11 protein-coding genes are annotated in these 11,516 nt (G+C 65.6%); 3 read left to right on the forward strand and 8 right to left on the reverse strand.

What is annotated here, in order from left to right:
• Nucleotides 1-172: 172 nt before the first annotated feature.
• Nucleotides 173-1,705, forward strand: coding sequence for a YifB family Mg chelatase-like AAA ATPase (locus FJ948_RS08950; protein WP_140703434.1), 1,533 nt, complete (start codon nt 173-175; stop codon nt 1,703-1,705).
• A gap of 22 nt (nt 1,706-1,727) precedes the next feature.
• Here the strand turns inward: FJ948_RS08950 and FJ948_RS08955 are convergent, their stop codons facing one another.
• From FJ948_RS08955 to FJ948_RS08975, 5 genes are all read right to left on the reverse strand, one after another.
• Nucleotides 1,728-3,899: a malate synthase G gene (locus FJ948_RS08955; protein ID WP_140703436.1), complete on the reverse strand. Its 2,172-nt coding sequence runs from the start codon at nt 3,897-3,899 to the stop codon at nt 1,728-1,730.
• A 255-nt stretch (nt 3,900-4,154) separates the two neighbouring features.
• Nucleotides 4,155-6,197 (reverse strand): hydantoinase/oxoprolinase family protein, encoded by a 2,043-nt coding sequence (locus tag FJ948_RS08960; RefSeq protein WP_140703438.1) that lies wholly within the window; start codon nt 6,195-6,197, stop codon nt 4,155-4,157.
• 199 nt (nt 6,198-6,396) lie between these two features.
• Nucleotides 6,397-7,023, reverse strand: a complete 627-nt coding sequence (locus FJ948_RS08965; RefSeq protein ID WP_140703440.1) for a CDGSH iron-sulfur domain-containing protein — start codon at nt 7,021-7,023, stop codon at nt 6,397-6,399.
• 120 nt (nt 7,024-7,143) lie between these two features.
• On the reverse strand, nt 7,144-7,515 hold the full coding sequence (locus tag FJ948_RS08970; RefSeq protein WP_140703442.1) for a hypothetical protein: 372 nt from the start codon (nt 7,513-7,515) through the stop codon (nt 7,144-7,146).
• A 143-nt stretch (nt 7,516-7,658) separates the two neighbouring features.
• On the reverse strand, nt 7,659-7,907 hold the full coding sequence (locus FJ948_RS08975) for a DUF1127 domain-containing protein (RefSeq protein ID WP_246677480.1): 249 nt from the start codon (nt 7,905-7,907) through the stop codon (nt 7,659-7,661).
• A 237-nt stretch (nt 7,908-8,144) separates the two neighbouring features.
• On the opposite strand from FJ948_RS08975, the gene FJ948_RS08980 reads away from it, so the two are divergent.
• Nucleotides 8,145-9,665: a winged helix-turn-helix domain-containing tetratricopeptide repeat protein gene (locus FJ948_RS08980; RefSeq protein ID WP_140703446.1), complete on the forward strand. Its 1,521-nt coding sequence runs from the start codon at nt 8,145-8,147 to the stop codon at nt 9,663-9,665.
• A 33-nt stretch (nt 9,666-9,698) separates the two neighbouring features.
• Here the strand turns inward: FJ948_RS08980 and FJ948_RS08985 are convergent, their stop codons facing one another.
• The gene (locus tag FJ948_RS08985) at nt 9,699-10,055 is read right to left on the reverse strand and encodes a hypothetical protein (protein ID WP_140703448.1); all 357 of its coding nucleotides are present in this window, start codon (nt 10,053-10,055) and stop codon (nt 9,699-9,701) included.
• A 185-nt stretch (nt 10,056-10,240) separates the two neighbouring features.
• On the opposite strand from FJ948_RS08985, the gene FJ948_RS08990 reads away from it, so the two are divergent.
• On the forward strand, nt 10,241-10,417 hold the full coding sequence (locus FJ948_RS08990; RefSeq protein ID WP_015314704.1) for a hypothetical protein: 177 nt from the start codon (nt 10,241-10,243) through the stop codon (nt 10,415-10,417).
• A gap of 45 nt (nt 10,418-10,462) precedes the next feature.
• Here the strand turns inward: FJ948_RS08990 and FJ948_RS08995 are convergent, their stop codons facing one another.
• Both FJ948_RS08995 and FJ948_RS09000 read right to left on the reverse strand, forming a co-directional pair.
• A complete protein-coding gene (locus FJ948_RS08995; protein ID WP_140703450.1) occupies nt 10,463-10,999 on the reverse strand; it encodes a cytochrome b in 537 nt (178 codons plus the stop codon).
• A 180-nt stretch (nt 11,000-11,179) separates the two neighbouring features.
• Nucleotides 11,180-11,488, reverse strand: a complete 309-nt coding sequence (locus FJ948_RS09000) for a UBP-type zinc finger domain-containing protein (RefSeq protein ID WP_140703452.1) — start codon at nt 11,486-11,488, stop codon at nt 11,180-11,182.
• Nucleotides 11,489-11,516 lie beyond the last annotated feature (28 nt).

Consider the following 11,516-nt stretch of genomic DNA (forward strand, 5'->3'; position numbering starts at 1 on the left):
CGGCGAGACTTGTTGCGTGCAGCAGCAGGCGAAAAGTCCATCCGACCGTGCGCGGCGACCTCTTTGTTCCTGTATTGTTCTTGCCTTGGGCTAAAATCTGTGGTTGTCTTGCGTTGACACCGCTCGCGGCCTGTTCACACGGGCCAAGACGAGCCGCATCCGGGGGCAAAACATGGTGGCGCGGGTTCGTACGGTCGCTTTCCAGGGCATCGAGGCCGTGCCGGTCGACGTGCAGGTGATGATCGCGCCCGGCAAGGTCAACATGCATATCGTCGGCCTGCCCGACAAGGCGGTCGCCGAAAGCCGCGAGCGGGTGCAGGCGGCGCTGCATGCGTCAGGCCTGTCGATGCCGTCGAAGAAGGTGACGGTCAACCTCGCTCCGGCCGACCTGCCGAAGGAAGGCAGCCACTACGATTTGCCGATCGCGCTCGGCCTGATGGCGGCACTTGGCGCCATTCCGGGCGACATGCTGGCCGGCTATGTCGTGCTGGGCGAACTGTCGCTCGATGGCACGATCACGGCGGTGGCCGGCGCCTTGCCGGCGGCGATCGGTGCCAATGCCGAGGGCAAGGGGCTGATCTGTCCCTTCGCCTGCGGGCCGGAAGCGGCCTGGGCGGGAAAAGATTTTGATATCCTCGCGCCGCGCAGCCTGATTGCGATCGCCAATCATTTCCGCGGCACGCAGGTGCTGTCGCGCCCCGAAGCCGGCATCCGCGCCGCGCCGCGCGACCTGCCCGACCTTGCCGACATCAAGGGCCAGGAGACGGCCAAGCGGGCGCTGGAAGTGGCCGCCGCCGGTGGCCACAATCTGCTGATGATCGGCCCGCCAGGTTCAGGCAAATCGATGCTGGCGCAGCGGCTGCCGTCGATCCTGCCGCCGCTGGCGCCGAAGGAACTTTTGGAAGTCTCGATGATCGCCTCGGTGGCGGGCGAACTCGGCGAAGGCAAGCTGACCGATCGGCGGCCGTTCCGGGCGCCGCATCATTCGGCCTCGATGGCGGCGATGGTCGGCGGCGGCCTGCGTGCGCGGCCGGGCGAAGTGTCGCTCGCCCATCACGGCGTGCTGTTCCTCGACGAATTCCCCGAATTCACGCCGCAAACGCTCGATGCGTTGCGCCAGCCGCTGGAGACCGGCGACTGCATGATCGCGCGCGCCAACCACCGCGTCACCTATCCGGCGCGCATCCAGCTGGTGGCGGCGATGAACCCGTGCCGCTGCGGCATGGCCGGCGAGCCCGGCTATCGCTGCCTGCGCGGCGAACGCTGCCGCACCGACTATCAGGCGCGCATCTCCGGCCCGCTGCTCGACCGTATCGATCTCAGGATCGAAGTGCCGGCGGTTTCGGCCAGCGACCTGATCCGGCCCGACCGGGCGGAGAAGAGCGCGGACGTTGCACTGCGCGTCGGCCGCGCCCGCGCCCTCCAGCGCGAGCGTTTCGAGCGGCTCGGCGTCAGCAGCGCCACCACCAATGCGCATTGTTCTCCGGCAATCATCGAGACAATCGCGATGCCGGATGCGGCAGGCCTGTCGCTGCTCAAGGATGCCAGCGAAAAACTCGCTTTTTCGGCGCGGGCCTATCACCGCGTGCTGAAAGTGGCACGAACGCTGGCCGACCTCGATGCCAGCGAAACCGTCGGCCGCATCCATCTGGCCGAGGCGATTTCCTACCGGATGAGTGCGGAGCGCGTGGCGCAGGCGGCGTAGGCGCTTTGGGCCGTCCTGCTTTTCAGGCTCTATCGCGCGCTTTCAGCTCGAGCCGCCGCGCGTGCAGCACCGGCTCGGTGTAGCCATTCGGCTGGCTCGTTCCCTTGAACACCAGGTCGCATGCGGCCTGGAAGGCGATGGACTTGTCGAAGTCGGCGGCCATGGGCTGATAGAGCGGGTCGCCGACATTTTGCAGATCGACGATCGCCGCCATGCGTTGCAGCGAATCCCGCACCTGGATTTCCGTGCATACTTTGTGGCGCAGCCAGTTGGCGATGTGCTGCGAGGAGATGCGCAGCGTGGCGCGGTCTTCCATCAGGCCGACATCGTTGATGTCAGGCACCTTGGAACAGCCGACGCCCTGGTCGATCCAGCGCACGACGTAACCCAGAATGCCTTGCGCGTTGTTGTCGAGTTCGCGTTGGATCTCGTCGGGCGTCCAGTTCGGCCGCACGGCCACCGGCACCGACAGTATATCGTCGAGCTTGGCCTTCGGCCGGCTCTTCAACGCCGCCTGGACGGCATGGACATCGACCTTGTGATAGTGCGTGGCGTGCAGGGTCGCCGCCGTCGGCGAGGGCACCCAGGCGGTGTTGGCGCCGGCCTTGGGATGGGCGATCTTCTGTTCCAGCATCGCCGCCATCAGGTCCGGCATCGCCCACATGCCCTTGCCGATCTGGGCGTGGCCGGCGAGGCCGCATTCCAAGCCCGTATCGACATTCCAGGCCTCGTAGGCGGAAATCCAGGCGGCCTGCTTCATGTCGCCCTTGCGGATCATCGGGCCGGCTTCCATCGAGGTGTGGATCTCGTCGCCGGTGCGGTCGAGGAAACCGGTGTTGATGAACACCACGCGCTCGCGTGCCGCGCGGATCGCCTCCTTGAGGTTGATTGTGGTGCGCCGCTCCTCGTCCATGATGCCCATCTTGATGGTGTTTTTGGCCATGCCGAGCAGGGCCTCGACGCGGTCGAAGATCTCGACGGCGAAGGCGACTTCCTCCGGCCCGTGCATCTTGGGCTTCACGACATACATCGAGCCGGCGCGGGAGTTCATCCGCCGTCCCTTCGGCCCGACATCGTGCAGCGCGATCAGCGCCGTCATTGCCGCGTCCATGATGCCTTCCGGCACCTCGTTGCCGTCGCGATCCAGGATCGCGGGATTGGTCATGAGGTGGCCGACATTCCTGACCAGCATCAGCGAGCGGCCAGGCACGGTGAGTTGGCCGCCGGCGGGCGCGGTGTAGGCGCGGTCCGGATTGAGCTTGCGGACAAAGCTCTTGCCGCCCTTGCTGATCTCTTCGGCGAGGTCGCCCTTCATCAGGCCGAGCCAGTTGCGGTAGACGACGACCTTGTCCTGCGCATCCACCGCCGCGACCGAATCCTCGCAGTCCTGGATGGTGGTCAGCGCCGATTCCAGGATGACGTCGGCGATGCCAGCCGGATCGGTGCGGCCGATCTGGTTGGTCCGGTCGATGACGATCTCGACGTGCAATCCATTTTTCACCAGCAGCACGGCTTCAGGGTTGGCCGCGTCGCCGCGATAGCCGACGAATTGCCTGGGATCGGCCAGCGTCGTCGAGCCGGCGCCGGCGCCGAGCTTCAGCGCCCCATTGGCCACCGACAGGCCGTTGACTCCTGCCCATTTGCCCGAGGTGAGCGGCACCGACTGGTCGAGAAAGTCCTTGGCCCAGGCGATGACCTTGGCACCGCGCGCCGGGTTGAAGCCCTTGCCCTTCCCGGCACCATCCGTTTCGGGAATGGCATCGGTGCCGTATAGCGCATCGTAGAGCGAACCCCAGCGCGCATTGGCGGCGTTGAGCGCGTAGCGCGCGTTCATCACCGGCACGACGAGCTGCGGCCCGGCGACGACGGCGATCTCCGGATCGACATTTTCGGTCGAGACGCTGAAGGCCGGCCCTTCCGGCACGAGATAGCCGATCTCCTTCAGGAACGCCTGGTAGGCCTCCATGTCGATGGGCGCGCCATTGTCGCGGTACCAGCCGTCGAGCTTTTCCTGCAGGGCATCGCGTTTTGCCAGCAGATCCCGGTTCTTCGGGGCAAGATCGTGGACGATGGCAGAAAACCCGTCCCAGAACCGCGCCGCTTCGATGCCGGTGCCGGGCAATGCCTCGTTGACGACGAAGTCAGTGAGCTCGCGGGCAATCCGCAGTCCGGCGATCTCGACACGATCGGTCATCAGGCTGTCTCCAGATATCAGGCGTTGCCGGGCTTTGGCATGTCAGGGTTGCATGGTCAATTCAGCTTAGGTTGAAGGCGGGTCGCAACAGCGTCCTTCTCCCCGTTCTAATGGGAGAAGATGGCGGCAGCCAGATGAGGGGCGGCGCGGAGGTAGGTGAGGTGGCGGGGCGGCGAAACTGCGTTGGCTGGCGCTGCCCCTCATCCGCCCTTCGGGCACCTTCTCCCCGTGAAACGGGGAGAAGGAAAGAGGCGCTCACACCGCGATCCTCGGCCTGCCCGAGGCGACTGCCACGACATGCGCTTCGATGAACATGCGTTGGGCTTCGACGGTCGAGACCCGGAACTCGGTGGCGACTTCGATCTCGGCGCTGTCGGTGCCGGCATCGCGGGCGCGTTGGGCGACGATCGCTCGGACATCGATCTCGGCGGCCGCGAGCGCCGCCGCCTCGTCGAGGAAGTCGCGCACCGTTTCTCCCGAGGCCAGGCGAAACAGGCCCTCCTTGGGCTGGCTGACGCGGGCCTCGGCCGAGACCCGGACCTGGCCGACGACCGCGCCGAGCGCGTTGGCGACATCGGTATCCCCAGGCACCACGCACTCATTGCCGACGAGCGGTGCCAGGCCGGCATAGTGCAGCGGGGCCGAGGCGCCGAGCCCAATGACCGGCCGGTCGAGCGCGACGCTGAGGCGGGCAATGCCGGGATGGGCATCGACGGCGCGCTGCACCAGCGCGTGCGCCACGGTCGCCGCGCCGTCGAGCCCGTCCTCGGCAAAGGCGGTTTCCAGGATGTATTCGGCCGACCAGCGCGTCAGCGTCACCAGCACGCGTTCCGAAATGACCTCCGGCGAGGCCGCGATAGGCTGGCCACGGCCATCGCGCCTGCGGGCGAACAATTCGGCGCCGAGGCGGGCGGGCGCGGCATCCCAGTTCGCTTGCTTGCCCAGCACATGCGCGGCGTCGGACGGGGTGAAGCCGCAGATATGCACCAGCCCGCGCGAGACCAGCCGGTTCAGCGTGGCATTCTGGGCGTTCGAGGTCAGCAGCCTGTCGAGGGCAAGCGGCACCGCGCCGATCGCCTCGTAAAGCTTCGCCTCGGGCGCGGTCAGCCCCGCGGCGAGCCGATCAGGCACGCCGGTGCGAACCGCGAAGCGGCCGTCCATGCGGCCGGTGTTGGGGGCGCGCAACTGACGTTCGAGTTCCGCGATCACCGCGGCGCCGTGCGCCATGCCGGCCAGCGCCAGCGGCACCAGGCGGCGCGGCCCGAGCAGGATTTTCGGGTTGAGCGCGCCGTCCTCCAGCGTCACCTCGGAATCGCCGCCGAGGCCAAAGGTGCGCATGGCCACCGCCTCGACCATGGTGCGGAAGCCCCCGACGGTGGCGCCTTCCGGATCGAGCCGCGGCCGGCCGCCATCGAGCACGGCGACATCGGTGGTGGTGCCGCCGATGTCGGACACCACGGCATTGTCCAGGCCGGTCATGTGGCGGGCGCCGACCAGGCTGGCGGCGGGACCCGACAGGATGGTTTCGATCGGCCGCTGCCGTGCAAACGCCGCCGAAACCAGCGCGCCATCGCCGCGCACCACCATCAGGGGAGCGGCGATGTTGCGCGCCTGAAGAAACCCCTCCGTCGCCGCCACCAGCCGGTCGATCATCGAGATCAGCCTGGCATTGAGCAGCGTGGTGAGCGCCCGGCGCGGGCCGCCGAGCTTGGCCGACAGCTCATGGCTCGATGTCACCGGCAGCCCGGTCTTTTCCCGGATCAGCTCGCGGGTGGCGATCTCGTGCGCGGGATTGCGGGTGGCGAAATAGGCGCAGACTGCGAAGCCGGACACCGACGCGCCAAGTTCCGGCAGCATCGCCTCCAGCCCGGATAGATCGAGCTTTGCCGCATTGCCGTGCACGTCATGGCCGCCCGGGCAGAAGACCACCGGGTCGGTCCCGAGCGCGGTCTTCAGCCCGTCTCGGGCAAGGTCGGCTTCCGAAAAGCCGATCATGACCAGCGCGACGCGGCCACCCTGGCCCTCGACCAGCGCGTTGGTGGCGAGCGTCGTCGACATCGAGACCAGTTTTATGGCAGCCGGATCGGTGCCCGCCTTGTCCAGCACCGCATCGACGGCGCCCGAGATACCGACGGCCAGATCATGCCGCGTGGTCAGCGCCTTGGCCTTGGCCAGCACCTTGCCCTTGTTCGGTCCCTGCTGCGGACCTTCGGTCTCGGACCACAGCACGGCATCGGTGTAGGTGCCGCCGGTGTCGATGCCGAGGAAGAGAGGTTTTGGCTTGGGTTTGGCGGTCATGAGCGGGGCGGTCCGGCTGGCGAGAGATTTGTTGCGAAGCCCTTAGCCGATACCGACTTGGGGATAAAGGCGAGAGCGATGGGCCACAAACGATCTCCCCCCTCGTCACTATTCGCCGGGTATTTAAAGGCAGCGCTCTACGGCGCCCCCCTCTGTCCTGCCGGACATCTCCCCCACGAGGGGGAGCTTGGCTACTCGCCTATCCCACGAACCCCACTCTCTTATGGCTGCCATCGCAGAACGGTTTGTTGGCCGAATGGCCGCAGCGGCAAAGGAAGACCTTGGTGGTGCGGTCGATCGTGTGGCCGGTGCCGGTGACGATCTCGGCATTGCCTTCGAGCTTGAGCGGGCCGTTGGTGGTCGGCGCCGCTTTCAGCGGGCCGTTGCGGGCCTCCAGCGCGGGGGTGTCCTTCAGCGCCGGTTCGCCGGTGGCGGCAAAACCAGCCTTGATATGGCTGTTGTCGCAGAACGGCTTGTTCTGGGAGGCGCCGCAGCGGCAGAGCGTGGCGCGGAAAAATGTCTCGTCGCCGAGCACGATCTCGGCATGGACCGCCAGCGGGCCGTTTTCGCGCAAGCGTACGGTGTTGACCACGGGCGGTTTTTCCTGCGGCCCGCCATCCTTGCGGACATAGGTGATGGCGCCCGAAGGGCAGTTCTCGGCCAGCGCGACGACCTTCTCGGCGCTGGCCGCCTCGGGATGGATCCATTGGCCCGGCGCGTTGGGCACGAAGACATGCGGGTCGCCGAGCACGCAATTGCGCGAATGGATGCAGCGCCTGCCGGAAAACCCGACGTCGATTTTTTCGCCCTCGACCGTGCCGGCCATCGCGGTGCTCCTGTTTGCCTGGAGCGCGCCGCGCCTGAATGCACAGGCGGGCGCGCCTTGGGTATGGTCTTGTAGCCAAGCTATGGCTCGAACAGGAAAACCGTCAAGCTGGCAAACCGGTCAGGGGACCAGGTCGATCTCCTCGGTCTCGCCGCCGCTGCACGTATAGCAGCAATCCTCGCATTTCTCCTTGTTGCCGGGGCCGACGCCCCAATAGGTACCCTCGTCGCCATCGACCCAGGCGCCGTAGCAGATCGATTCGCCCTCGTTGCAGGAAATCGGCAGCTGCTTGGTCTCGCCGTCGTCGAGATAGAAATCCTTGCCATCGCCCGGCCAGACATAGTCGCGGTCCTGGCTGTAGAGCTCGAGGCGCATGGCATTGGGGTGGCTGTTCTTGACGGCGAAGGTGACGTCGCCGGCCTGGGCGGCGGGCAGGAACAGGAAGGCAAGCGAAAACGCGGCGGCGAGCCGGCGCGCGGATATGACTGACATGGAAACCCCCGATATGGAATCGGCCCCCACGGCCGACGGGGGATCATGCCATGACGCGGGCGGGGGCTAAAGGGATGCCAACGGCAATCCCTAATATAATCGCATGTGCAAACCGGCGAACCGGCGTCATCGCCGACTTCGCTCTATCGTTGCCAGAAAGGCAGCTTGGCGATCTCTTCATCGACCTGCTGTCTGGTCAGACCGATATCGTCGATCAGATGCGGATTAGCTTCCGAGATTCGCTTTAGATCCCAGCGGAAGCGGGCCCGTTGACGCCAGGCCGCGATGGTGTTTCGCAGGCTGGCAAGGCCGTAGCGCCGGCGCGACGCCTGGCACACGAGCGTTCCCCGTCGCGCTGCCTGATGCGGGGTCGATGCAAAGGTGTTGGTCATGGCAACCTCCATGTGGTTTGGCGCCCATACGCTTTGAGAATGGACCGCCTCGAGCTGAAAGAGGGTGGAGTCTGCAGGATACGGGCGGCGGCGTAATTAAGCCCTCCCAAATAGTTCTCAAAAGTTCCAAACCTGCGCTAACTCTTTGTTTTGACGGCACTCCCAGGGAGCGCGCGCCACGCGTTTCGCCGGCAAGACGCCTCACACTTTTCCCGGAATTGCTCTATAGATGGGCCCATGCAGGGATCGCGCTTTGCCTTTGGTCCGTTCGTGCTTGATCCGGGTGCGGGAACGCTGCTTCGGAACGACGACCCCGTTGCCGTCGGCTATCGCGGGCTGAAGCTGCTTGCGGCGCTCGTCGGACGGCCCGGCGAAATCCTGCAAAAAGCCGAACTGATGGACGCTGCGTGGCCGGGAACGGCCGTCGAGGAAGGCAACCTCACCGTACAGATCGCACAGCTGCGCAAGCTGCTCGGTCCGCCCGGCATTGCGGGTGAAGCGGGTGGCGAATGGATCGCGACCGTTCCGCGCGTCGGCTATCGCTTCGCGGGGACCGTCGAGCTCCTTACTGGCGCCAGACCAAAACCCCTGCCGCTGCCGGACAAGCCGTCGATAGCGGTGTTGCCCTTCGTCAATTTCAGCAACGATCCGGGGCAGGATTCCTTCTGCGACGGCTTGACCGAAGACTTGATCACCGACCTGTCGAGAATCTCCGGCCTGTTCGTCATCGCGCGCAATTCGACCTTTGCCTACAAGGGAAAGGCGATTGATGTGCGCGCGATCGCCGGGGAGCTTGGCGTCCGCTATTTGCTGGAAGGCAGCGCGAGGCGCGAGGCGGGGCGCGTGCGCATCAATGCACAGCTCGTCGACGCGGCGAGCGGCGACCATCTATGGGCGGAACGCTTCGACCGCGGCCTCGACGATATCTTTGCCGTCCAGGATGAGGTGACGGCCAAGATCGTGGAGGCATTGCTCGGCCGGCTGCGCGCGCCGCCGCCACGCAACCGGCCCACCAATCTCGACGCCTACGATCTGTGCGTGCGGGCGCGCAAGCTGATCGACGATTCGCCGCAGACGGCGCGGGAAGCGCATCTGATGCTGACGCGCGCGATTGCGCTCGATCCCGACTATGCCGAGGCCTATCGCTGGCTGGCCATGAACCACTGGATGGGATGGGTGCATTGGGGCGAACCGGTCGACCCCAATCGCCGCCTGGCCCTGGATCTGGCGCGCAAGGCGGTCTCGATCGATCCCAACGATGCCGGCTGCCACTGGGTGCTCGGCAATCTGCTTGCCTATGAACATGATTTCGCCACGGCGGATGCCGAATTCGCCAGGGCGTTCGAACTCGACCCCAACGAGGCCGACGCCTGGGCGACATTAGCTGACATAACCACCCTGGCGGGACGGGTCGAGGAGGGCCTGGAGCAGATCCGCAAGGCTTTCCGGCTGAACCCGTTTCCGGCGAGCTGGTACTATCTGACGCTCGGCCAGGCGCAATATGCGGCGCGCGACTATCAGGGCGCCATCGAGACGCTGCGCCGGGACGAGACCTACCGCACGAGCTCCCGCCGCTTCCTCGCGGCAAGCCTGGCGCAACTCGGCCGGCTCGACGAGGCGCGGGCCGAGGTCGAGCTGTTCCTGGTCGGCAATCCGCATTTCACCACCAGCCACTGGGTGTGGACCGAACCGTTCCGCGACGACGCGACGCGCGACCATTTCGTCGACGGCTTCCGCAAGGCCGGCCTTCCGGATTGACGCGCCGGGGTGGCCGACGCGCGGCAAGCACTGTTACGGCACCAGGTCGATCGTCTCGGTCGTGTGCTCCACGCAGATGAAGCAGCAGGTGTCGCAAGGCTGGTCGTTATCGGGCCCGACGCCGGCGGAGATCTGGTCGTTGCCGTCGACCCAAGCGCCATAGCAGATGCGTTCGCCCTGATTGCAGGAGATCGGCACCGATTTCCGCGAGCCCGGATCGACAAGGAAGACCTTGTCGTTGCCCGGCCAGACCGTCTCGCGGTCGCGGCTGAACAGCTCGATCGCGACCGGCTCCTTGCGCAGGTTCTTGACGAAAAACGCCATGTCGGCGGCCTCAGCCGAATTGACTAGGACCAGTGCCGCCAGCGCAACCATGCGAAACAGCGTCACCGCCGACCTCCCCCGAATCATCGCGGGCAGGTTCGCACGCCCGCCGGGAACTAGGAAGACAGGCAAGCTGCACCGTTAACGAACTCGGCCCGTTAACAAACTCGGCCCGTTAACAAACTCGGAAGGAGATGCTTAACCGTTCACGGCTATGTGACCTCCCGGGGGGCCATGGCAAAGTGAGTATGATGAGCGACAGCCCTGAGAAGCGCAGCGAATGGCGCGCCATTTTTTACGTACAAGCCCGCGTCGCCATCCTGTTCGTACCGGTGGTGGCCAGCCTGCTGCTCATCGCCGCGCTTGCCGGCAACGACCGCAAATCCGTTCCCGATGTCGACCGTACCGTTACGGGCTCGGTACGATAGGCAGCGAGACTCCCTGCCGCTGACGGCCTTTTTGCTTGGCTTTCTTCACGAGCGCGTCGGCAGCATGCGCTTGAGCACGTCATCCTTGCGGATGAAATGATGCCATAGCGCCGCGGCCGCGTGCAGCCCGGCAAGGATGAGAATGAGATTGGCGCACAGGCTGTGCAGCTCCCTGATGGAACGCGCCGTACCGCTGTTCGGCGCAAACGGAGCCGGAATGGTGAAGAGGCCGAAAAAGCTCAAGGCGTCGCCCCTGTACCAGGTGAGCAGGATGCCAAGCACCGGGATGGTTACCAGCAGCGCGTAAAGCAGGAGATGCGCGACCCTGGCTGCCCATCGCTCGAGCCCCGACATTTCCCGCGGCAGTCCCGGCGTTCCCACCGTCAGGCGCAGGCCGACGCGGATGACGACCAGCGCGAAAAGCAGCATCCCGAACGAAATGTGGAACCACCAGACCAGCGCACGGCCGGGATCGCCGCGTGGAAAAAGATCCTCCAGATAGGTCAATCCGTAGAGGCTTATGACCAGTACGAAGACGGCCCAGTGGATGGCTTTCTGCGCGCCTGTGTAGGTGGGGTTCATTTGGCTCGTCCAGTTTTGAATGTTTCTAAACTAGCCGCGATCATGTCAAAGCTTTGTCGCAACAGGGGCTTTGTCGCAACAGAGGTTCTTTCGGCCGGGCGCTTGCAGACTGCGTTGCACAAAAGAGCCCGGACGAACCGGGCTTTTGGGTTTTCTCGGCGGCATCCGGGCCGCTCTGCGTCAATAGAAGCGCGGGATCGGGCCGTTCTGGGGGGTGGTGCGGTCGCCGAGGTCGAGAAACACCTCGTCCACGTAGCACCAGCCCCAACCTTCCGGCGGGTCGTAGCCCTCGATGACGGGATGGCTGGTGGCGTGAAAATGCTTGGTGGCGTGGCGGTTGGGGGAGTCGTCGCAGCAGCCGACATGGCCGCAGGTGCGGCAGAGCCGCAGATGCACCCACCACGAGCCGCTCTTCAGGCATTCCTCGCAGCCGAGCGCGCTCGGCGTCACGTCCTTCACATCAGCCGCGTGTCTGCACTCGTCCGCCATCGCACTCTCCCGACCTGGCTCTCATTTG

Source organism: Mesorhizobium sp. B2-3-12, assembly GCF_006442205.1.
Classification (GTDB): domain Bacteria; phylum Pseudomonadota; class Alphaproteobacteria; order Rhizobiales; family Rhizobiaceae; genus Mesorhizobium.

Bases quoted from the DNA above. Each gene is read 5' to 3' on its own strand.
- FJ948_RS08955 (WP_140703436.1), bottom strand. From the start codon at position 3,899: ATGACCGATCGTGTCGAGATCGCCGGACTGCGGATTGCCCGCGAGCTC.
- FJ948_RS08995 (WP_140703450.1), bottom strand. From the start codon at position 10,999: ATGAACCCCACCTACACAGGCGCGCAGAAAGCCATCCACTGGGCCGTC.
- FJ948_RS08990 (WP_015314704.1), top strand. From the start codon at position 10,241: ATGAGCGACAGCCCTGAGAAGCGCAGCGAATGGCGCGCCATTTTTTAC.
- FJ948_RS08980 (WP_140703446.1), top strand. From the start codon at position 8,145: ATGCAGGGATCGCGCTTTGCCTTTGGTCCGTTCGTGCTTGATCCGGGT.
- FJ948_RS08975 (WP_246677480.1), bottom strand. From the start codon at position 7,907: ATGACCAACACCTTTGCATCGACCCCGCATCAGGCAGCGCGACGGGGA.
- FJ948_RS08965 (WP_140703440.1), bottom strand. From the start codon at position 7,023: ATGGCCGGCACGGTCGAGGGCGAAAAAATCGACGTCGGGTTTTCCGGC.
- FJ948_RS08950 (WP_140703434.1), top strand. From the start codon at position 173: ATGGTGGCGCGGGTTCGTACGGTCGCTTTCCAGGGCATCGAGGCCGTG.
- FJ948_RS08960 (WP_140703438.1), bottom strand. From the start codon at position 6,197: ATGACCGCCAAACCCAAGCCAAAACCTCTCTTCCTCGGCATCGACACC.
- FJ948_RS08970 (WP_140703442.1), bottom strand. From the start codon at position 7,515: ATGTCAGTCATATCCGCGCGCCGGCTCGCCGCCGCGTTTTCGCTTGCC.
- FJ948_RS09000 (WP_140703452.1), bottom strand. From the start codon at position 11,488: ATGGCGGACGAGTGCAGACACGCGGCTGATGTGAAGGACGTGACGCCG.